We start from the raw sequence: 20,683 nt of genomic DNA, 5'->3' as shown, positions 1-20,683 counted from the left end.
CTGGGTCGCGAAGCGGCCCCTGAAGTTCTGCGGTCTTACAGATAGAACACAGCGACTGTCTTGGGGCTGCTGCGCAGCCCAGCGGGAGCAAGCTCCCTCGCCACACGTTACGGGCGGGGTGCGTAGGCAAATACGTCAGCACGCATCTGGTGTGCATCCATGCCGGCCTCGACAAGCGCATCCAGGGTGCCGTAGATCATCGCCGGTGAACCGCTGGCGTAGACATGCACGGCCTTGAGGTCGCTGATGTCTTCGCACACCGCTTCATGCAACAGCCCGCAGCGCCCTTCCCAGCCACACAGGTCGCTGACCACTTTGTGCAGGAACAGGTTGGGCAGTTGCAGCCACTGGTCCCAGTGCTCGATGTCGTAGAAGTCTTCCGGTCGACGTACACCCCAATACAGATGCACCGGGTGCTTGAAGCCACTGGCGCGACAGTGTTCGATCAGGCTATGCATCTGGGCCATGCCGGTGCCGGCGGCGATCAGCACCAGCGGCCCGTCGGGCAGTTCCGCCAGGTGGGTGTCGCCAAACGGCATTTCGATGCGGGCCATCTGGTTGCGCTGCAACTGCTCCAGCAGGCTGCGGGCGCTGTCTTCCCGGGCCAGCACGTGCAATTCCAGCTCGCGCCCGGCGTGGGGCGCCGAGGCCAGGGAGAACGCCGACTTCTCGCCGTTTTCCCGCTCGATCATCAGGTATTGCCCGGCGTGGTAGCGCACCGCCTTGCCGGCTGGTGCCCGCAGGCGTACGCGCCATACGTCACCGCCCACCTCGACGCATTCACTCAGTTGGCAAGACAGTTTGCGCACCGGCAATTCTCCCGGCGCCAGCACGCCATCCCACAACACAATGCAATCTTCCAGCGGTTCGGCAATGCAGGTATAGAACTCGCCATGGTCACGCACCTCACCGGCTTGCTGCACCCGGCCTTCCACCAGCAGCGCCGCGCACACGTGGCACACGCCATTGCGGCAGGCCTGGGGGCAATCGTAGCCCAGGCGGCGCGCGCCCTCGAGGATCCGCTCGCCGGGCGTCAGTTCAAGTACCGCACCGGAAGGCTGCAGGGTTACACGCATCAATCTATTCCTAATTCTTTCCAGAGCGCATCGACACGGGCAGTGACCGCTTCGTCCTTGACGATCACGCGGCCCCATTCGCGGGTGGTTTCACCCGGCCATTTATGGGTGGCGTCCAGGCCCATTTTCGAGCCGAGGCCCGATACCGGGGAAGCAAAGTCGAGGTAGTCGATCGGTGTGTTGTCGATCATCACCGTGTCGCGCTTGGGGTCCATGCGCGTGGTGATAGCCCAGATCACGTCGTTCCAGTCCCGGGCGTTGATGTCGTCGTCGGTGACAATAACGAACTTGGTGTACATGAACTGTCGCAAAAACGACCACACACCCAGCATTACCCGCTTGGCGTGGCCGGGGTACGACTTCTTCATCGTCACGATGGCCATGCGATACGAGCAGCCTTCGGGCGGCAGGTAGAAATCAGTGATTTCCGGAAACTGCTTTTGCAGGATCGGCACAAACACTTCGTTCAACGCCACGCCGAGGATCGCCGGCTCATCCGGCGGACGGCCGGTGTAGGTGCTGTGGTAGATCGGCTTGATCCGGTGGGTAATGCGCTCGACGGTGAACACCGGGAAGCTGTCGACTTCGTTGTAGTAGCCGGTATGGTCGCCGTAGGGGCCTTCATCGGCCATCTCGCCGGGGTGAATCACGCCTTCGAGGATGATTTCGGCGGTGGCCGGCACTTGCAGGTCGTTACCGCGGCATTTCACCAGCTCAGTGCGATTGCCGCGCAACAGGCCCGCGAAAGCGTACTCGGACAGGCTGTCGGGCACTGGCGTGACGGCGCCGAGGATGGTCGCCGGGTCGGCGCCCAGGGCCACGGAAACAGGGAATGGCTGGCCGGGATGCTTTTCGCACCACTCACGGAAATCCAGCGCGCCGCCACGGTGGCTCAGCCAACGCATGATGACCTTGTTGCGGCCAATCACTTGCTGACGGTAGATGCCGAGGTTCTGGCGGTCCTTGTTCGGGCCCTTGGTGACGGTCAGGCCCCAGGTGATCAGCGGGCCGACGTCGCCAGGCCAGCAGGTCTGCACGGGGAGCATGCCGAGGTCGACATCCTCGCCTTCGATCACCACTTCCTGGCAAACCGCGTCTTTCACGACCTTGGGGGCCATGGCGATGATCTTGCGGAAGATGGGCAGCTTCGACCAGGCGTCCTTGAGCCCCTTGGGTGGCTCAGGCTCCTTGAGGAAGGCCAGCAGCTTGCCGATCTCGCGCAGTTCGCTGACCGACTCGGCGCCCATGCCAAACGCCACGCGGTCGGGAGTGCCGAACAGGTTGCCGAGCACCGGGATATCAAAGCCCACCGGGTTTTCGAACAGCAGCGCCGGGCCCTTGTTGCGCAAGGTGCGGTCGCAAATCTCAGTCATCTCCAGGACCGGGGAAATCGGCACCTGGATACGTTTCAACTCTCCGCGCTGCTCAAGTTGCTGCACGAAATCCCGAAGATCCTTGAATTTCATTAACCATGCCACCCGTAAAATAGGCGTACATCCTACCTGCTCTTACGGTCGCTGGCAGCTTATTGAGCAGCATTGCCGACGACACAGACTCAAAGAGCCGATGCCTGGGTTTCATCGCGCAAGGCTTTGAACAAGGGTTCAAGAAACGCCTCGACATACCGCGAACCAACCGCCGAGAGGTGATTGTCGTCGGTGTACAGCGACTGACCGTCCAGTTCCACCCGGCACCAGTCATTCGCACTGCATAACTTGGGCGCCGGATCCATGACCTTTACCCCGGGATCAGCCGCCGCCATGCGCTCGAATACGCTACTGATATAGGCCTGGCGCTGGAGGTGCTCATCCAGGGGCATGCCTTCTTTGTCGGTGGGCCGGCCGAGCATCGCCAGGCGACTCAGGCGGTAAGGCGGACTGAATTCCTGCAGGGGGACTTCCTTGACCAGCCACACCCGATGGCCGCTGGCGCGCAATTGCTGCACAAGGGCGCCGAGACTTTCAGCGAAGCGCCGCTCGGCGAAGGCGCGGTCATAGGTTCCGGTCGCCGGGTCCAGCAACGAAGCCTCGGTATCACCATCGCGCTGCCCATAGACATACAGGCTCCAGCGCGCCACCAGCACCACGTCGCTAAAGGTTTCCTTGCCGAGCAGTTGCGTGACCTGCTGGTTAAAGGCCAGGCAGCCCGGAACGCTTTCCTTGCGATTAAACGGCAGGCAACCGGCATAACCTGCCTGCGTGACGCTGACACCGTACTTGCTGGCGCCGTCTCGCAACGCCGGAACCAGCGCCGTGGCATGGCTATCGCCCCAGACCAGCGCGCGCGTCGGCGCGGACTGAGGCCCGAAATGACAAAATCCATGGTGGCGATTTTTCCCACCATCCACCAGGCAGGCCATAAGGTCCGGGCTCCACTCGCGCGCCTGGGCAAATTGCAGCGCCTCGGGCGACAGGCGCCAAGGCAAGCCCTTCGTCAAGACCAGGCCTTTGCCGAGCAGTCCCACCCCAAGCAGCGCGATACCCGCCGCCACCAGGATTTGCTTGCGCCCTGCCAACAGCCGACGTTCACGGAACGGCGCCTCGACAAACCGCCAGGACGCATAACCCAGCACCAGGCTCAACACAAACAGTGCACCAAGCTCCCACGGGCCCAGCCCGTCGACACTGGCGTACTTGCCAAACACGTACACCGGCCAGTGCCACAGGTACCAGGAGTAGGAGATCAGGCCAATCCCCACCAGCAAGCGGCTACCCAGCAGCTTGCTCATCAGGGTAGTTTGCTGGCCGTTGGCCCAAATCAGGCAGACCACGCCCACCACCGGCAACAGCGCTGCGGCGCCGGGAAACGGCGTGCTCGGGTCATACGCGAAGACCGCCAGCAGGATCAGGCCGAGGCCGGCAAGGCTGACGGCCTGCGCCAACGCCGGGCTGGCGCGGTACTCGCGTACCGGCATTACCGCCAGCATTGCGCCCGCCAACAGCTCCCAGGCACGCATCTGCAGCAGGAAAAAGGCTCTTTCCGGAGCGTGGGCCACCGCCCATGTACTCATGCCGAATGACACCAGCAACAATACGAACAGCGCCGTGCGCCAATATTTGAGCCGGCTCGACAGCAGTGTCAGCAGCAGTGGGAAGAGGATGTAGAACTGTTCTTCAACCGACAATGACCAGGTATGCAGCAACGGTTTGATATCGGAGGCCACATCAAAGTAACCGTCCTGACGCATGAAAAACAGGTTGGAGATAAACACCACCTGGTTATGTATCGAGCGCCCCAACTCGCTGTAATCCTTGGGCGCCAGCAGGAACCAGCCCACCACCAGCGCGCCGAGCATCATCACGAACAGTGCCGGCAGGATACGCCGCGCTCGCCTGGCCCAGAAGCTGACAAAACTGAAACGGCCGGCCTCACGCTCGCGCCAGATGATCGAGGTGATCAAGTAGCCGGAGATCACGAAAAACACGTCGACGCCGACAAAGCCGCCGGTAAAGCCCGGTACACCAAAATGAAACAGCACAACAGCGAGCACAGCTATGGCACGCAGGCCGTCAATGTCCCTGCGATAAGCGAGAATGGTCATAAAATCTTGTAATTTGCCTGATCGGATGGACAGCGAGTGTAGTCACACACGCGAATTTGTTTCTAAACAGACACACACTAAAGCCAAACCTCCTTTTCCAGAAACAAAAAAAATGGCGCCCCATGGGGCGCCATCCTTTTTGACCGAAGCGTCGTGTTACTTGCGCTTCATCGACAGGAAGAACTCGTCGTTGGTCTTGGTGGTTTTCAGCTTGTCGATCAGGAACTCGATGGCCGCAACTTCGTCCATCGGGTGCAGCAGCTTGCGCAGGATCCACATGCGCTGCAGTTCGTCATCGGCGGTCAGCAACTCTTCGCGGCGCGTGCCGGAACGGTTGATGTTGATGGCCGGGAACACCCGCTTCTCGGCGATACGACGGTCCAAAGGCAGTTCCATGTTGCCGGTACCTTTAAACTCTTCGTAGATCACTTCATCCATCTTCGAACCGGTTTCAACCAGTGCGGTGGCGATGATGGTCAGCGAGCCGCCTTCTTCGATGTTCCGCGCAGCGCCGAAGAAACGTTTCGGTTTCTCCAGGGCGTGGGCATCGACACCACCGGTGAGCACCTTGCCGGAGCTTGGGATCACGGTGTTGTAGGCACGGGCCAGACGGGTGATGGAGTCGAGCAGGATCACCACATCTTTCTTGTGTTCGACCAGGCGCTTGGCCTTCTCGATCACCATTTCGGCAACCTGCACGTGGCGGGTTGGCGGCTCATCGAACGTCGAGGCAACCACTTCGCCGCGCACGGTGCGCTGCATTTCGGTTACTTCTTCCGGACGCTCATCGATCAGCAACACGATCAGGTGAACTTCAGGGTTATTACGGGCGATGTTCGCTGCGATGTTCTGCAGCATGATGGTCTTGCCGGCTTTCGGCGGGGCCACGATCAGGCCGCGCTGGCCTTTGCCGATCGGGGCACACAGGTCGATGACACGACCGGTCAAGTCTTCGGTGGAACCGTTGCCGGCTTCCATCTTCATGCGCACGGTCGGGAACAGCGGCGTCAGGTTCTCGAAGAGAATCTTGTTTTTCGCGTTCTCGGGACGATCGTAGTTGATCGTGTCGACCTTGAGCAGAGCGAAATAACGCTCGCCTTCCTTTGGAGGGCGGATCTTGCCAACGATGGTGTCACCGGTGCGCAAGTTGAAGCGACGGATCTGGCTCGGCGAGACGTAGATATCGTCTGGGCCGGCGAGATAGGAAGCGTCTGCAGAGCGGAGGAAGCCGAAGCCGTCCTGGAGAATCTCCAGCACGCCATCACCGGAGATTTCCTCGCCGCTTTTCGCGTGCTTTTTCAGCAGGGAGAAAATCACGTCCTGCTTGCGCGAACGGGCCATATTTTCTATGCCCATCTGTTCGGCCAATTCGAGCAGTTCGGTAATCGGCTTTTGCTTGAGTTCAGTCAGATTCATATAGGAATGACGTAATCATTTATGGAGGGGGGGAAATTAAGCTTTTGGCTTAATGAGGCCGCGCCGCAGAGAAGGCGACAGGATCGCGTACTAATCGAAAAGGAGAGCGTCGGCGACGGCTTGCAGGGGGCAGTGGAGAAACCAGTGCGGGGCCGAATGTACCACCTGAGTTTCAGAGCGTCTAGCCCTGTTTCACGAAAAAGCCCCGCAAATTGCGGGGCTTTTTGAGGACGCTTAGATATTGGCGTCGAGGAAAGCTTGCAGCTGGGACTTCGACAGCGCGCCGACCTTGGTGGCCTCGACGTTGCCGTTCTTGAACAGCATCAGGGTCGGGATACCACGCACGCCGTGCTTGGCCGGAGTTTCCTGGTTGTCGTCGATGTTCAGCTTGGCAATGGTCAACTTGCCTTCGTAAGTGGTGGCAATGTCGTCCAGGACCGGAGCGATCATTTTGCAAGGACCGCACCACTCAGCCCAGTAGTCAACCAGCACCGGGCCCTGGGCCTTCAGTACTTCGGCCTCGAAGGTCGCGTCGGTGACGTGCTTGATAAGATCGTTGCTCATGGATGTCTCCGGGTTGTAAGCAAAAAAAACGTTGCCCATCATAGCCGCCCTTCCCGCGTTCAGGAAGCTGCAGCTGATTGACTCTTCCTATGATGGCGCATGAGTTTGGGTATAGCCCAACTCATGGGGTTACGGGAGTGATGAAGGCAATCCCTGTACGCAACGCCGCGTTACGCACATGTTCCTGCATGCTTTTCTGCGCCGCCCCGCTGGCGCGTCGGGCCAGGGCACGGAGGACCTTGCGGTGCTCCTGCCAGGTCTCCATGGCCCGCTCCGGCCGGATGAACGGTAGTTTCTGGCTCTCCAGGAACACCTCGGCACTGGCGCTGAGGATGCTCACCATCGCCTGATTGCCGCTGGCCAGCAGGATGCGCCGGTGGAATTCGAAATCCAGCCGGGCGGCTGCCTCGAAATCACCGGCCTTCAGCTCCTTGCGCATCGCCTCGACGTTATCTTCCAGGATGTCCAACTCCCCGGTGGTCAGCGTCACCGCCGCCAGCCCCGCCGCAAAACCTTCCAGCGCGTAGCGCAGTTGAAAGATATCCAGCGGCGTCGCCTGCGCCGTAAACGGCCAGGCCAACCCCGGCAGCTCTTCGACTGCTTGCACGAACACGCCTTTGCCCGGCTGCACACTTACCACGCCCAAGGCACTGAGTGACGACAAGGCTTCACGCAAAGAGGCCCGGCTCACGCCCAATTGCAGCGCCAGATCGCGCTGGGAGGGCAACGCATCACCCGGCCCGAAGCCCTCGTCAGCGATCAATTTGCGGATGGCCTGTAGCGCCACTTCCGGTACGGCTTGGGCGATGGAATTCATAAGAAACTCAGGTTTCCAGTCAACTGAGCGGCTAGTTGTAAAGCTATTCGCAGCGCCCGGCAAGCCACGCCCCAAAGGGGCTCGCGCGGTTTTGACGGCGCTCGAAAAGGGTGCAGAAAACCCAGTAACTGTTCAGACCAGTAAGACCGCCAAGACTCAACAGCCACCGGCTCTGGCGCGAAATACGGCGGTGCTGGCATGGGCTGTGCACTGGCAAAAACCGGAAAATCCTTTCGTCCTTTTCGGAGAGTCGCCATGACCAAGCGTTGCAGCGCCCTGCTCACTGCCCTGTTTGCCAGCCTGATGCTGAGCCAGGCGCCCGCCCAGGCCAACGGTCTGGACGATATCGTCGCCCGTGGCACCCTCAAGGTGGCCGTGCCTCAGGATTTCCCGCCGTTCGGCTCGGTCGGCCCGGACATGAAGCCCCGCGGCCTGGACATCGACACCGCAAAGCTTTTGGCCGACCAGCTCAAGGTCAAGCTTGAACTGACCCCGGTCAACAGCACCAACCGCATCCCGTTCCTCACCACCGGCAAGGTCGACCTGGTGATTTCCAGCCTGGGCAAGAACGCCGAGCGCGAGAAGGTCATCGACTTCTCCAAGGCCTACGCGCCCTTCTACCTCGCCGTATTCGGCCCTCCCGATGCGCCGATCAGCACCGTTGACGACCTCAAGGGCAAAACCATCAGCGTGACCCGTGGCGCCATCGAAGACATCGAGCTGACCGCCGTGGCGCCTAAAGAGGCGACGATCAAGCGCTTTGAAGACAACAACTCGACCATCGCCGCCTACCTCGCCGGCCAGGTGGACCTGATCGCCAGCGGCAACGTGGTGATGGTGGCCATCAGCGAACGCAACCCCAAGCGCGTGCCGGCACTGAAAGTGAAGCTCAAGGACTCGCCGGTGTACGTGGGCGTGAACAAGAACGAGCCGGCGCTGCTGGACAAGGTGAACCAGATCCTGGTCGCGGCCAAGGCCGACGGCAGCCTGGAAAAGAATGCATTGCAGTGGCTCAAAGAGCCGCTGCCGGCTGATCTCTGAGCGCGGTAACGAGGGTTAGCCTATGGCCTATCAATTCGACTTTGTGCCGGTCCTGGCCAATACCGATCTGTTGCTGCGCGGCGCGCTGTTCACACTTGAACTGACCGCCATCGGTGCAGTACTGGGCGTGGCGCTGGGAATCGTCGGCGCCGTGGTGCGGGCGTGGAAGATCCAGCCGTTCAGTTGGATCTTCGGCGTGTACGTCGAGTTGATCCGCAACACGCCGTTTCTGGTGCAGTTGTTTTTCATCTTCTTCGGCCTGCCGTCCCTCGGCCTGAAAATCACCGAATGGCAGGCGGCAGTGCTGGCGATGGTGATCAACCTGGGGGCGTACTCCACCGAGATCATCCGCGCCGGGATCCAGGCGATCCCCCGCGGGCAACTGGAAGCGGCGGCCGCGCTGGCGATGACACGTTTCGAGGCGTTCCGCCATGTGGTGTTGCTGCCCGCGCTGGGCAAGGTCTGGCCGGCCCTGAGCAGCCAGATCATCATCGTGATGCTCGGCTCGGCGGTCTGCTCGCAGATCGCCACCGAGGAACTGAGCTTTGCCGCCAACTTTATCCAGTCGCGCAACTTCCGCGCCTTTGAAACCTATGCGCTGACGACCCTGGTCTACCTGTGCATGGCGCTGATGATCCGCCAATTGCTGAACTGGATCGGCCGGCGCTATGTCATGAGGAACGCCCGATGAGTGATTTTTCGTTCTGGGACATCGTGCGCAACCTGCTCACCGGTTTGCAGTGGACCTTGCTGCTGTCGCTGGTGGCGTTCATCGGCGGCGGCGTGATCGGTTTGCTGGTGATGACTATGCGCATCAGCACCAAGGCGTTCCCGCGCAATGTCGCCCGCACCTATATCGAACTGTTCCAGGGCACGCCGCTGTTGATGCAACTGTTCCTGGTGTTCTTCGGCATCGCCTTGCTCGGCGTGGACATTTCGCCCTGGCTGGCGGCGGCGATTGCCTTGACCCTGTTCACCAGCGCCTACCTGGCCGAAATCTGGCGTGGCTGCGTCGACTCCATCGCCCACGGCCAATGGGAGGCGTCCGCGAGCCTGGCCCTGAACCCGCTGGAGCAATTGCGCTACGTGATCCTGCCCCAGGCCCTGCGCATTGCCGTGGCGCCAACCGTGGGTTTCTCGGTGCAAGTGGTCAAGGGCACCGCCGTGACCTCGATCATCGGCTTCACCGAGCTGACCAAGACCGGCGGCATGCTCGCCAACGCTACCTTCGAACCCTTCATGGTCTATGGCCTGGTGGCGCTGGGTTACTTCCTGCTCTGCTACCCCTTGTCCCTCAGTGCGCGCTACCTGGAAAGGAGACTGCATGCCTCTGCTTAGAATTTCCGCCCTGCATAAATATTACGGCGATCACCACGTACTCAAGGGCATTGACCTGAGTGTCGAAGAAGGCCAGGTGGTGGCGATCATCGGTCGCAGCGGCTCGGGCAAATCCACCCTGCTGCGCACCCTCAATGGCCTGGAGTCGATCAACGACGGCGTGATTGAAGTCGACGGCGAATACCTCGACGCCGCCCGCGCCGACCTGCGCACCCTGCGGCAGAAAGTCGGCATGGTGTTCCAGCAGTTCAACCTGTTCCCACACCTGACGGTGGGCGAAAACGTCATGCTTGCGCCGCAAGTGGTGCAGAAAGTGCCGAAAGCCAAGGCCGCACAATTGGCGCGACAAATGCTCGAGCGCGTTGGGCTGGGGGAGAAGTTCGACGCGTTCCCCGATCGTTTGTCCGGCGGCCAGCAGCAGCGGGTAGCAATCGCCCGGGCACTGGCGATGTCGCCCAAAGTGCTGCTGTGCGATGAAATCACATCGGCCCTGGACCCGGAGTTGGTCAACGAAGTGCTCAGCGTAGTGCGCCAACTGGCCAAGGATGGCATGACACTGATCATGGTCACCCATGAGATGCGTTTTGCCCGGGAAGTGGGTGACAAGCTGGTGTTCATGCACCAGGGCAAGGTGCATGAAGTGGGCGACCCGAAAATCCTGTTTGCCAATCCGCAGACCGCCGAGCTGGCCAACTTCATTGGTTCGGTGGAGCGCACGGACTGAGGCATCAAGCCCCGGGCGCCCACTCAAAACCGCCCTGCCCCTCAAATGTCGTTTCATCCCTGACGGCCAGCAAAGCCTCAGGCAGGTAGGTCTCGACGTTGACCAGGGCGGTGAAGCGGCGCCCATGCACCGGCATACCCGCTACGTGTGCAACAAGCCTATGGCCCGGCAGCAATCGTCCGGTCGCCGGCTCTTCAGACAGGTGCGGCATTACCAGCTCAACGGATTTTCCATCGACTTGAGCGGACTGCAGGCTCAGGGTGAAATGCCCCTGGCGCCCAAACCGAAAGCCCTCCAGGCCTGCGGGTACGCCCGTAAAGCGCAGCGCCATGGATACCGGCACCTCACAGGCCATGCTCAGGCGAAGCGTGCGCTTGCCCAGCGCGATCTGTGGGTGGCCCCGCTCGGCTTGGCGAACCAGACCGTAATCAACCCGGGGCTGGCTCAAGGACACCTGGCAGTTATCTGCCCGCGCCTCATTGGCCAACACCACGACAAACAGCAGCAGGTAAAGGATAAGCCCATGACGCAGGCGTCCACCGTCAAAAGGCCCCACCGGCTCAGAGGGTACGGCAGACCGCCGAACCTGTTTCATAGAATTTGTCGTCATTGGATTCTGGCTCAAGGTTCAGTTGCAACAAGCAGGTGCTTGAATCTGGCAAGGAGATGTTCAGCGCTCGCGACTCATCCAGGCTGTTAAGGAAGACCATGCCCTCGCCCACGACGCTGGTCAGGAAAGCATTGTTGCTGTCGAAAACCGAGGCTCCCTGGGGCAAGGGTTGGCCGTGCGCGTCACGGACCTCAAGCAATACACGGCGCACTTTCACTACTTCGAAATCGATCGTGTTGAAAGAACCGCGTCCGGCCGCAAGGACCTTGGTGCCGTTTTTCAGATCGATGCGCTTGGGCAGGGATTGGGTTTGCACCTCGACATTGCTGCTGCGGTAGGCAGGCAGGCTGGCGATCACCGCCTGCCCGCGGTAGTCAGTCCAGACCGGCCCCTGCGGCGTCGAAACCTTGGCTGCCCCGACATTACCCACCGAGACAATTCCAAAGGTGTCCTGGACGGCATAGGGCGAGAACGTCATGCCTCTGTCGTGGACCACCACGCCGCCCTGCAATTGGCCGGTATACCCGGTGCTCAATGAATCATGTCGCACACCCAACCCTATCTGGGTGTAACGCGGCATGGCATTCACGCGGGCGTGAACAGCCTGTGTACGGCTCGCCTGCTCACGCGCAACCCCCACTTCATAGTTCACATAGTCGTTGACCCGATCGCTGAAGGCGGTCCCAAGATCGAACCTGTCGCCCCGCCGACTGGCATACGAGGTGACGCGGCGATCCCCACCGAACGGCACGGTGACCTGCAACCGAAGCGAAAGCCCCTTATCCGACACATCGCTGCGCTCGTCTCGAACGGTGTTCTTGACCTTGCGCGGTCGAGAGCCGCCCACCCGGGAATCCGCAATCAAAGCCACCTGGGTGCCATTGAACTGCTGGTTCCATGAGGCGAATACGTGTTCGGCGGAGCGATCATCAAATTGCGAGCTGCGGGAATAACTGACGGAAAAGCCTCCCAGGGACGGGTCGACCCAACTCAAACCTACCGTGTATTGGTCCTTGAAGCGGGCATCCCGCTGGTCACGCCGCGTCGACTGCCCCACTTCCAGTACTTCGCGATAATCCCGCGTCTGGGTAGTGGCACTCGACGTCATTTCAATGCCGGCGAACAGCGGACTTCCCACGGTGACTGAGCTGCGAGCCCCGGTAACTTCGTCCCGGCCATCGCGAGACAGGTTCTGGCGCACGCCAACCGAAAGGTGCTGGAAAAAAACACTGCTCCACACGCCACCCGCCGCCTGGTATTCGTCGGTACTCAACAGGCCGAATCCCAGTGACGAGTTGCGCCCCAATCCCCAGGTCCCACTGCCCATCGCCACGACCGGAGGCTCCCCGGCACCCGGATTTGCCCCGCGCACCTTGCCCAGGGAGAAGTAATAACCGGGCTCTATCGGTACCGCCCCCGCAAAGGACGCGGCAGGGACGGTGAACCCATGCCTGCCACCGCGAGTGCCAATGACACTGACCTCAAGATCGCTGGTGCCATTGAGTATGGGTAATCCGGTCAACGTGAACGGGCCTTCCGGTACCAGTGTGGTATGGATCAACACCCCGGCCTGGCGCACCTCGACCCGGGATGGGCTCTGGGCCAAACCTTCGACCACCACGCTGCTGCCACCCGGACTGCGCGATTGGCCATCCGGCGAGAGCTGGAAACCCGACAGCTGTAACCCACCGAACACCGGGTTGTTGCTGGAAATCTGCCCGACCTGGAAGGTCGACTTCAGGGGCGCGAAATCGCGTTGGGCGTAGGCATTCACATGCTCGCTGCTGCGCTTGCCGTTATCGGAGACAAAGAATTGGCGGCTTCGGACGATCCAGTTGCCGATATTGAATCCCGCCTCGGTGTAGGCCGAAACCGAGCGGGAAGAGCCGCTGTTGAAGCGCTCTTCGAATCCCTGCACATCGTAATTGAACAAGGCTGCCGTGCCGCCCTGGGAGAAACTGCCGACATCCCATTCGGCCTCGCGCATTGACTGAGTAGGCACCACCAGCGATACCTCATCGCTGCCGGGGCGCAACTTGACGATGGTCGCGGGGTAAGCACCGAGAAAGTCATGACACGCCTGGTCGGGCGCGATACCCGGCCGAATAATCGCGGCTGGCAACCGCAACCCGGCCTTGTCCAGCAGGACCGGGGTAAAACACAACTGCCCCTGGTAGTCGAAGCGTGCCTCCACCAGGCCCAATGAGGTGCCGTTGACCTGCAGCCCCACCACGTGCACGCCCTCGCGGAATCGCGCAGCACTGCGAAAATAATGGGCAACCTTCGGGTCGATCCCGTTCGCCGACAAGACCGCCAGATCAAAACCCGATCCGAGCTCCAGCGCGTAGGCGGGAAGGCTCCACAGCGTTGCCAGGCCGATACAAGTCCGGGAAACCGAGGTTCGAATGGGTCGTACAGAGAGGCTCCAATCGTTTGCATGGGTAGCATTTCTCATAGACCGCTCAACCCGCCTCGACAACAACGGAGGCTTCGTAGGCGGTTGCCGAATACCCGTAGACCGTCGCCGGCTGAATCTCGACACCACTGACCTGGGCCACCGCCTCTTCGATGCGGGTCGATAACACTTCGCCAGGCAGGATATAGGTGCGCGGCAATATCGCCGGGTGCCTCGACGGCAGCAGGTGCACCTCCAGCCCCATCCGGACCACGTAGGCACTGTCGTTATGAACCGTCAGCCGATTACCCCGCAGCTTCCACTTCAGCAACTTCCATGGCTCCTGATGCCGCGGCAAGCCCTGGGGATGCAGGATCAGCGGTAAGTCCTGTCGAATGGTCACTCCAATGGTCGAGCGCCCTTCGGCGCGCGCCTGCGGAATACCTTCAAAGGTGACGCGCTTCAATCGCTGAGTCTTGAGCGGCTGCTTCAAGGTACTGATAAACCGCACAAGTTGTGTTTCGCCCGGTTCGACACGGGCGATAGGAGGCGTAACGATCAAGAGTGTCTCCGGATCTTCCGGGACGTTTTGAATGACTGTGTGAAGTAAAGCAGGGCCAGCGTCCGTATTTTTTACGTTGATCGTCGCTTCACCGTTCTCTTCATAAAGAATAACAACGGATGTTTCCGGCTCCATTCCATCCGCTCTTACACTGCCAGAAACCAAAAAATAAAGATTCGCACACCAGAACAGAGCATTAACTGTATTTAAAAGACGACTCATCGAACTCTACCCGCAACCAGATAACGCACCGTTGACAATCACGAAATACCTATACGCATATAAAGAGCCAGCACGAAGCCACGGTGCGCGACCGCCTGCTAAATGCTGGCCATGTTTATAGAGTTAGATTCGAGTTACTACCAAAGTAGCAGCTCCATTCAATTGAATATCCCTGCTGAGATCCAGTGCATCGCCGCGATTGATCACAGCCTTGACTACGAGAGTGCCGGTAACGGAAGAGACCGCGGCTGGAGTTGTGTTGTTATTACGGCTCCAGGAGTGCTGGTAAGGAGATTTTTCGACCTTGCCGTCACTGGTGCTCCAGGCACCGCCGGAGCTTGTCCTTCTAAGCGGGTACAGCGTAGCGCCGACAGTGGTCAAGGTGGCGAGCCTGATCGAATAGCCACCGGTATTCCTGGTTCCGACCGCGCCAAGACCAAAGTTGTGGTTGTCGGTGAAGCCGGTTCCCAGGATCCCCCTTACGACACTGTTTGTTTGTGAGTCAGTAACGGACAGTGCCATCTGGGCAGCCGCCGCACCACAGTTGACGTTTAACGGCAGCGACTTTTCCGGCAGAGGATAGAAAGAGGTCAGCGGAATGCTCGACGCATTGATCGTACCGTAATCAACGGTGCCGCCTGTGGCGCCGAGGTTTACCGTGCATGCAGCTGGTTTAATGGTTCCGGTGACTCTCAGGTTCCCGGCACCACTTGTATTTGCTTGAGCACCCATGCTTACCGCCAGGCCAACGACCACTATTGCCAAACCAAATGTTCTGTTCATGTTCATCCTGTCACTGAAGTTCTCAGGTGCATGTGGTTCGCCGGGCTATCCCATGCCCAACTGCTATCAACCTTGATAGGCAAACTACAAATAGTTAACACCACGGCTTAATTGCCGAGTGACAGTCTCTCTCGTAAACACCCGAAGAAAGAATGAGACGACGCCTGAACTAGTGTCAGAGCGGTAAAAAAACAATGTCCCCTTAGATCATCCTTGCAGTAGTCCTGACTTAATTATCGACTGGAACAAATAACCCAGCCATGTAGGCATATTCAGGAAGCCTATTAAAGCTGGAGATTTCCATTACTCCACTTGCCCTACGGAACAATCGCCAGGCGCATCAAGAATCGCCCTACATATCCTGCAGATTTTCCTCCAAGACACCGATGAGCGAATTCCGGAAGCACTACGCGTTGGCGTCAGCGGTTGATCGTGGCACGATGGCGAGGTTATCGACCGAGACCCCTTAACCATGCCGCAATCCCAAGCCAAGAATCTGTCCCTGATCGCCGCCATCGACCTGGGCTCCAACAGCTTTCACATGGTCGTGGCCAAGGCCCAGAACGGCGAAATCCGCATCCTTGAGCGGCTCGGCGAGAAAGTACAGCTGGCTGCCGGGATCGACGACGAGCGTCAGCTCAATGAAGAATCCATGCAGCGCGGGCTCGATTGCCTGAAGCGCTTTGCCCAACTGATCAACGGCATGCCCCCGGGCGCCGTGCGGATCGTCGGCACCAACGCCCTGCGCGAAGCCCGCAACCGGGGCGAGTTCATCCGCCGCGCCGAGGAGATCCTCGGGCACCCGGTAGAGGTCATCTCCGGCCGCGAGGAAGCACGCCTGATCTACCTCGGCGTGTCCCACACCCTGGCCGACACTCCGGGCAAGCGCCTGGTGGCCGACATCGGCGGTGGCAGTACCGAATTCATTATTGGCCAGCGCTTCGAGCCGCTGCTGCGCGAAAGCCTGCAAATGGGCTGCGTCAGCTACACCCAGCGCTATTTCAAGGACGGCAAGATCACCCCGGCCCGCTACGCCCAGGCTTATACGGCGGCGCGGCTGGAGATCATGAGCATCGAGCACGCCCTGCACCGCCTGACCTGGGATGAGGCCATCGGTTCGTCCGGCACCATCCGCGCCATCGGCCTGGCCCTCAAGGCCGGCGGCCATGGCACTGGCGAGGTCAACGCCGAAGGCCTGGCCTGGCTCAAGCGCAAGCTGTTCAAGCTGGGGGATGCCGAGAAGATCGACTTCGAAGGCATCAAGCCTGATCGCCGCACCATTTTCCCGGCGGGCCTGGCGATTCTCGAAGCGATTTTCGACGCCCTCGAACTGCAACGCATGGACCACTGCGATGGCGCCCTGCGTGAAGGGGTGCTCTACGACCTGCTGGGCCGTCATCATCATGAAGACGTCCGTGAGCGCACCCTCAGCTCGTTGATGGAGCGTTACCACGTCGACCTGGAACAGGCGGCGCGGGTTGAACGCAAGGCGCTGCATGCTTTCGACCAGGTCGCAGCGGACTGGGACCTGGAAGACGGCGTGTGGCGTGAACTGCTGGGCTGGGCGGCCAAGGTCCATGAAGTGGGGCTGGACATCGCCCACTACCATTACCACAAGCACGGCGCCTACCTGATCGAGCACTCGGACCTGGCGGGTTTCTCCCGTGAAGACCAGCAGATGCTCGCGCTGCTGGTACGCGGCCACCGCCGCAACATCCCCCGGGACAAGTTTGCCGAGTTCGGTGCCGAGGGCATCAAGCTGATTCGCCTGTGCGCGCTGCTGCGGTTTGCGATCCTGTTCCACCACATCCGTGGTACCCAGGAAATGCCGCAAGTGGTCCTGCGGGCCAATGCCGACAGCCTGGACGTGGTATTCCCGAAGAACTGGCTGGATGAAAACCAGCTGACCCAGGCGGATTTCGCCCAGGAAGCCGAGTGGCTGACGCGGGTTGGGTTCACGCTGAACGTGCGCTGATATGAGTGGGTGACGCGGAGCGTCACAGGATGTATTCCCACGCAGAGCGTGGGAACAATCCAACGCCACAAAACAAATGTGGGAGCGGGCTTGCTCGCGAAAGCGGAGTGTCAGTCAACAGATTCATCGACTGATCCACCGCTTTCGCGAGCAAGCCCGCTCCCACATTTTTGACCGCGTCGGTTTTTAGTTCACCGTCAGAATCGGGCTGCCCAGCTTCTCCAGCAACGTCGCCTGGGCGCTGCGCGGGTTCTGGTTGCCGGTCGGGGTGTTGCGCACGTAGCGCCCGTCCGACTGCAGGCTCCAGCTGTGGGTGTTATCGGTGAGATAACTTTCCAGCTCCTTCTTGACCCGCATGATCAGTTTCTTGCCTTCCACCGGGAAGCAGGTCTCCACACGCTTGTCGAGGTTGCGCTCCATCCAGTCGGCACTGGAGAGGAACATCTGCTCCTCGCCGCCATTGAGGAAGTAGAACACCCGCGTGTGCTCCAGGAAGCGCCCGATGATCGAACGCACGTGGATGTTATGGGATACCCCGGCGATGCCCGGCCGCAGGCAGCACATGCCACGCACCACCAAATCGATACGCACACCCGACTGGCTGGCCTTGTACAGCGCGCGGATGATCTTCGGATCGGTCAGCGAGTTGAACTTGGCGATGATGTGCGCCGGCTTGCCTTCGAGGGCGAACTGGGTCTCGCGGGCAATCATGTCGAGCATGCCCTTCTTCAGGGTGAACGGCGCGTGCAGCAGTTTCTTCATGCGCAAGGTCTTGCCCATGCCGATCAACTGGCTGAACAGCTTGCCGACGTCTTCACACAAGGCGTCGTCGGAGGTCAGGAGGCTGTAGTCGGTGTAGAGCTTGGCGTTGCCGGCGTGGTAGTTGCCGGTGCCCAAGTGGGCGTAGCGCACGATCTCACCGGCTTCGCGGCGCAGGATCAGCATCATCTTGGCGTGGGTCTTGAAGCCGACCACGCCGTAGATCACCACCGCACCGGCGGCTTGCAGACGGCTGGCCAGTTGCAGGTTGGACTCTTCGTCGAACCGCGCCCGCAGTTCGATCACCGCCGTCACTTCCTTGCCGTTACGCGCGGCGTCTACCAGCGCATCGACGATTTCCGAGTTGGCGCCGGAGCGGTACAGGGTTTGGCGCACAGCCAGCACGTGCGGGTCCTTGGCGGCCTGGCGCAGCAGGTCGACCACCGGGGTGAAGGACTCGAACGGGTGCAGCAGCAGAATGTCCTGCTTGCTCACCACACTGAAGATGTTCTCGCTGTTTTGCAGCAGTTTCGGGATCTGCGGGGTGAACGGCGTGTATTGCAGCTCCGGGTGGCTGTCCAGACCAGTAATGCTGAACAGGCGCGTCAGGTTCACCGGGCCATTGACCTGGTACAGCTCGGTCTCGCTCAGGTTGAACTGCTTGAGCAGGTAGTCGGACAGGTGTTTCGGACATGTGTCCGCCACTTCCAGGCGCACCGCATCACCGTAGCGACGGGAGAACAGCTCGCCGCGCAGGGCGCGGGCCAAGTCTTCGACGTCTTCGGAGTCCAGCGCCAGGTCGGCGTTACGGGTCAGGCGGAACTGGTAGCAGCCCTTGACCTTCATGCCCTGGAACAGGTCATCGGCGTGGGCGTGGATCATCGACGAAAGGAATACATAGTTATCGCCAGCGCCCCCCACCTCTTCCGGTACCTTGATGATCCGTGGCAACAGGCGCGGTGCCGGAATGATCGCAAGGCCCGAGTCGCGACCGAAGGCATCGATACCTTCCAGCTCGACGATGAAGTTCAGGCTCTTGTTCACCAGCAGCGGGAACGGGTGCGTCGGGTCGAGGCCGATGGGGGTGATGATCGGCGAGATTTCGTCGCGGAAGTAGCGGCGCACCCAGGTCTTGATCTTGGTGGTCCAGTGCCGGCGCCGGATGAAGCGCACGTGATGCTTTTCCAGTTCCGGCAGCAGGATGTCATTGAGGATCGCGTATTGGCGGTCCACGTGGCCGTGTACCAGCTCGCTGATGCGGGCCAGGGCCTGATGCGGTTGCAGGCCGTCGGCACCGGCTTGTTCACGGGCGAACGTGATCTGCTTCTTCAGGCCGGCGACACGGATCTCGAAGAACTCGTCCAGGTTGCTGGAGAAGATCAGCAGGAATTTCAGCCGCTCCAGCAACGGATAGGACTCATCCAGTGCCTGTTCCAGCACGCGGATGTTGAATTGCAGTTGTGACAGCTCGCGATGGATGTACAGGCTGCTGTCATCCAGGTTGGTAACCGCAACCACCGGTACCGGCGCGGCAGCGGGCGCTTCGGCCACCACGGCAGGCGGGGCCGGCTCCAGCTCCGGCGGGGTCTCGGTAGCTTGTTCGACCACCGGGTGAGCGTCTTTTACGGCAACTTCTGTGAGTCCTTCGGTATTCATCGAGTGTTCCTGTGAGGGCTAGTGTTGCTCTCTAAGCAATTGGGCAGCGCGGGCGGCGAAGTAAGTCAGGATGCCATCAGCACCCGCGCGTTTAAAGGCAGTCAGGGATTCAAGGATCACCCCTTCACTCAACCAACCATTCTGGATCGCGGCCATGTGCATGGCGTATTCACCGCTGACCTGATAGACAAAGGTCGGCACCTTGAATTCCTCTTTGACCCGATAAAGGATGTCGAGGTACGGCATCCCGGGCTTGACCATCACCATGTCGGCGCCTTCGGCCAGGTCCGCGGCCACTTCGTGCAGGGCTTCGTGGCTGTTGGCCGGGTCCATCTGGTACGAGGCCTTGTTGGCCTTACCCAGGTTCAGCGCCGAACCCACCGCATCGCGGAACGGGCCGTAATAGGCGCTGGCGTACTTGGCCGAGTAGGCCATGATGCGCACGTTGACGTGACCGGCCAGCTCCAGGGCTTCGCGAATCGCCTGGATGCGACCGTCCATCATGTCCGAGGGGGCCACCACCTGGGCGCCCGCTGCGGCGTGGGACAAGGCCTGTTTTACCAGCGCATCAACGGTGATGTCGTTCTGAACATAGCCTTCTTCGTCGAGAATGCCATCCTGCCCGTGGGTGGTGAACGGGTCCAGCGCCACATCGGTAATCACCCCCAGCTCCGGAAAGCGTTCACGCAAGGCGCGGGTGGCGCGCTGGGCGATGCCGTCGGGGTTCCAGGCTTCGGCGGCGTCCAGGGACTTGAGCCCGGACGGCGTGACCGGGAACAGCGCCAGCGCCGGAATCCCCAGTTCAACCCAGCTCGCGGCCTCTTCGAGCAGCAAATCAATGGTCAAGCGCTCCACGCCCGGCATCGACGCCACCGCTTCCCGACGATTTTCACCGTCCAGCACAAACACCGGCAGGATCAGATCATTCACCGTCAGCACGTTTTCACGCACCAGGCGCCGGGAAAAATCATCACGACGGTTGCGACGCAGACGAGTGGCGGGAAACAGGCGGTTGGCGGGGGTAAAGCTCACGGCAGACTCCTGAGCCCGGCTTGACGGGCGAGCGTGACAGTTATAAGCGGCCATTATGACGAAGGAATTACAGTTGTGGTTAGCTCATGCGCCGTAAGGCAACCGGCGTGCGACCTGTAGTCGCATTCGTCGTTTATGTAGGAATTGTTCACTTCGTGACACATCTCGATAC

General features: G+C 60.5%; 17 protein-coding genes. 5 read left to right on the top strand and 12 right to left on the bottom strand.

Translation table 11 applies throughout. The annotated features are described in order from the left end of the window. Positions 1 to 107: 107 nt before the first annotated feature. The 6 genes from AC3WKX_RS00780 to AC3WKX_RS00755 form a co-directional block, all read right to left on the bottom strand. The gene (locus AC3WKX_RS00780) at positions 108 to 1,076 is read right to left on the bottom strand and encodes a CDP-6-deoxy-delta-3,4-glucoseen reductase (RefSeq protein ID WP_003213981.1); all 969 of its coding nucleotides are present in this window, start codon (positions 1,074 to 1,076) and stop codon (positions 108 to 110) included. Next, positions 1,076 to 2,542, bottom strand: coding sequence for a 4-hydroxy-3-polyprenylbenzoate decarboxylase (gene ubiD, locus AC3WKX_RS00775; protein WP_008438879.1), 1,467 nt, complete (start codon positions 2,540 to 2,542; stop codon positions 1,076 to 1,078). The genes AC3WKX_RS00780 and ubiD overlap by 1 nt, the downstream gene beginning before the upstream one ends. Before the next feature lie 89 nt (positions 2,543 to 2,631). Continuing rightward, positions 2,632 to 4,617 carry an acyltransferase family protein gene (locus AC3WKX_RS00770; protein ID WP_102604079.1) on the bottom strand — a complete coding sequence of 662 codons (1,986 nt, stop codon included), beginning with the start codon at positions 4,615 to 4,617 and terminating at the stop codon, positions 2,632 to 2,634. A 156-nt stretch (positions 4,618 to 4,773) separates the two neighbouring features. Next, complete coding sequence (rho, locus tag AC3WKX_RS00765; RefSeq protein WP_008438874.1) at positions 4,774 to 6,033, bottom strand: transcription termination factor Rho; 1,260 nt, start codon at positions 6,031 to 6,033, stop codon at positions 4,774 to 4,776. A 234-nt stretch (positions 6,034 to 6,267) separates the two neighbouring features. Continuing rightward, a complete protein-coding gene (trxA, locus tag AC3WKX_RS00760) occupies positions 6,268 to 6,597 on the bottom strand; it encodes a thioredoxin TrxA (RefSeq protein WP_003213989.1) in 330 nt (109 codons plus the stop codon). Between the two features lie 121 nt (positions 6,598 to 6,718). Further along, positions 6,719 to 7,414 carry a FadR/GntR family transcriptional regulator gene (locus tag AC3WKX_RS00755; protein WP_008438871.1) on the bottom strand — a complete coding sequence of 232 codons (696 nt, stop codon included), beginning with the start codon at positions 7,412 to 7,414 and terminating at the stop codon, positions 6,719 to 6,721. A gap of 255 nt (positions 7,415 to 7,669) precedes the next feature. Between AC3WKX_RS00755 and AC3WKX_RS00750 the strand changes: the two genes are divergently transcribed. From AC3WKX_RS00750 to AC3WKX_RS00735, 4 genes are read left to right on the top strand one after another with little or no spacing between them, the layout of a single operon-like run. Beyond that, on the top strand, positions 7,670 to 8,455 hold the full coding sequence (locus AC3WKX_RS00750; protein WP_003213993.1) for a transporter substrate-binding domain-containing protein: 786 nt from the start codon (positions 7,670 to 7,672) through the stop codon (positions 8,453 to 8,455). A 22-nt stretch (positions 8,456 to 8,477) separates the two neighbouring features. Further along, complete coding sequence (locus AC3WKX_RS00745) at positions 8,478 to 9,146, top strand: amino acid ABC transporter permease (RefSeq protein WP_003213995.1); 669 nt, start codon at positions 8,478 to 8,480, stop codon at positions 9,144 to 9,146. Continuing rightward, on the top strand, positions 9,143 to 9,793 hold the full coding sequence (locus tag AC3WKX_RS00740; RefSeq protein ID WP_003213996.1) for an amino acid ABC transporter permease: 651 nt from the start codon (positions 9,143 to 9,145) through the stop codon (positions 9,791 to 9,793). Before AC3WKX_RS00745 ends, AC3WKX_RS00740 begins: the two co-directional genes overlap by 4 nt. Next, positions 9,780 to 10,517: an amino acid ABC transporter ATP-binding protein gene (locus AC3WKX_RS00735; RefSeq protein ID WP_003213999.1), complete on the top strand. Its 738-nt coding sequence runs from the start codon at positions 9,780 to 9,782 to the stop codon at positions 10,515 to 10,517. Before AC3WKX_RS00740 ends, AC3WKX_RS00735 begins: the two co-directional genes overlap by 14 nt. Positions 10,518 to 10,521: 4 nt before the next feature. On the opposite strand, the gene AC3WKX_RS00730 is transcribed toward AC3WKX_RS00735, so the two are convergent. The 4 genes from AC3WKX_RS00730 to AC3WKX_RS00715 form a co-directional block, all read right to left on the bottom strand. Then, the gene (locus AC3WKX_RS00730) at positions 10,522 to 11,112 is read right to left on the bottom strand and encodes a DUF1120 domain-containing protein (protein WP_102604078.1); all 591 of its coding nucleotides are present in this window, start codon (positions 11,110 to 11,112) and stop codon (positions 10,522 to 10,524) included. Next, entirely contained in the window at positions 11,078 to 13,507 is a 2,430-nt protein-coding gene (locus tag AC3WKX_RS00725; protein ID WP_488656211.1) for a fimbria/pilus outer membrane usher protein, read from the bottom strand. Before AC3WKX_RS00725 ends, AC3WKX_RS00730 begins: the two co-directional genes overlap by 35 nt. 82 nt (positions 13,508 to 13,589) lie before the next feature. Continuing rightward, positions 13,590 to 14,306, bottom strand: a complete 717-nt coding sequence (locus tag AC3WKX_RS00720) for a fimbria/pilus chaperone family protein (protein ID WP_207241471.1) — start codon at positions 14,304 to 14,306, stop codon at positions 13,590 to 13,592. Positions 14,307 to 14,429: 123 nt separating this feature from the next. Continuing rightward, positions 14,430 to 15,089 carry a DUF1120 domain-containing protein gene (locus AC3WKX_RS00715; RefSeq protein ID WP_102604076.1) on the bottom strand — a complete coding sequence of 220 codons (660 nt, stop codon included), beginning with the start codon at positions 15,087 to 15,089 and terminating at the stop codon, positions 14,430 to 14,432. A 472-nt stretch (positions 15,090 to 15,561) separates the two neighbouring features. On the opposite strand from AC3WKX_RS00715, the gene ppx reads away from it, so the two are divergent. Further along, a complete protein-coding gene (gene ppx / locus AC3WKX_RS00710; protein WP_003214007.1) occupies positions 15,562 to 17,064 on the top strand; it encodes an exopolyphosphatase in 1,503 nt (500 codons plus the stop codon). Between the two features lie 186 nt (positions 17,065 to 17,250). Here ppx and ppk1 read toward each other — a convergent pair whose 3' ends face one another. Together ppk1 and hemB are read right to left on the bottom strand one after the other, a co-directional pair. Then, on the bottom strand, positions 17,251 to 19,479 hold the full coding sequence (gene ppk1, locus AC3WKX_RS00705; RefSeq protein ID WP_003214009.1) for a polyphosphate kinase 1: 2,229 nt from the start codon (positions 19,477 to 19,479) through the stop codon (positions 17,251 to 17,253). A gap of 18 nt (positions 19,480 to 19,497) precedes the next feature. Beyond that, entirely contained in the window at positions 19,498 to 20,511 is a 1,014-nt protein-coding gene (gene hemB, locus AC3WKX_RS00700) for a porphobilinogen synthase (protein WP_003214011.1), read from the bottom strand. Positions 20,512 to 20,683: the final 172 nt, after the last annotated feature.

The sequence above is a fragment of the Pseudomonas sp. GP01-A4 genome (assembly GCF_058780865.1).
This window is presented reverse-complemented; position numbering and strand designations above follow the sequence as displayed.

What these genes read in the sequence shown, in the direction of transcription:
- AC3WKX_RS00780 (WP_003213981.1), bottom strand. Translation starts at nt 1,076, where the DNA reads ATGCGTGTAACCCTGCAGCCTTCCGGTGCGGTACTTGAACTGACGCCC.
- ubiD (WP_008438879.1), bottom strand. Translation starts at nt 2,542, where the DNA reads ATGAAATTCAAGGATCTTCGGGATTTCGTGCAGCAACTTGAGCAGCGC.
- AC3WKX_RS00770 (WP_102604079.1), bottom strand. Translation starts at nt 4,617, where the DNA reads ATGACCATTCTCGCTTATCGCAGGGACATTGACGGCCTGCGTGCCATA.
- rho (WP_008438874.1), bottom strand. Translation starts at nt 6,033, where the DNA reads ATGAATCTGACTGAACTCAAGCAAAAGCCGATTACCGAACTGCTCGAA.
- trxA (WP_003213989.1), bottom strand. Translation starts at nt 6,597, where the DNA reads ATGAGCAACGATCTTATCAAGCACGTCACCGACGCGACCTTCGAGGCC.
- AC3WKX_RS00755 (WP_008438871.1), bottom strand. Translation starts at nt 7,414, where the DNA reads ATGAATTCCATCGCCCAAGCCGTACCGGAAGTGGCGCTACAGGCCATC.
- AC3WKX_RS00750 (WP_003213993.1), top strand. Translation starts at nt 7,670, where the DNA reads ATGACCAAGCGTTGCAGCGCCCTGCTCACTGCCCTGTTTGCCAGCCTG.
- AC3WKX_RS00745 (WP_003213995.1), top strand. Translation starts at nt 8,478, where the DNA reads ATGGCCTATCAATTCGACTTTGTGCCGGTCCTGGCCAATACCGATCTG.
- AC3WKX_RS00740 (WP_003213996.1), top strand. Translation starts at nt 9,143, where the DNA reads ATGAGTGATTTTTCGTTCTGGGACATCGTGCGCAACCTGCTCACCGGT.
- AC3WKX_RS00735 (WP_003213999.1), top strand. Translation starts at nt 9,780, where the DNA reads ATGCCTCTGCTTAGAATTTCCGCCCTGCATAAATATTACGGCGATCAC.
- AC3WKX_RS00730 (WP_102604078.1), bottom strand. Translation starts at nt 11,112, where the DNA reads ATGAAACAGGTTCGGCGGTCTGCCGTACCCTCTGAGCCGGTGGGGCCT.
- AC3WKX_RS00720 (WP_207241471.1), bottom strand. Translation starts at nt 14,306, where the DNA reads ATGAGTCGTCTTTTAAATACAGTTAATGCTCTGTTCTGGTGTGCGAAT.
- AC3WKX_RS00715 (WP_102604076.1), bottom strand. Translation starts at nt 15,089, where the DNA reads ATGAACAGAACATTTGGTTTGGCAATAGTGGTCGTTGGCCTGGCGGTA.
- ppx (WP_003214007.1), top strand. Translation starts at nt 15,562, where the DNA reads ATGCCGCAATCCCAAGCCAAGAATCTGTCCCTGATCGCCGCCATCGAC.
- ppk1 (WP_003214009.1), bottom strand. Translation starts at nt 19,479, where the DNA reads ATGAATACCGAAGGACTCACAGAAGTTGCCGTAAAAGACGCTCACCCG.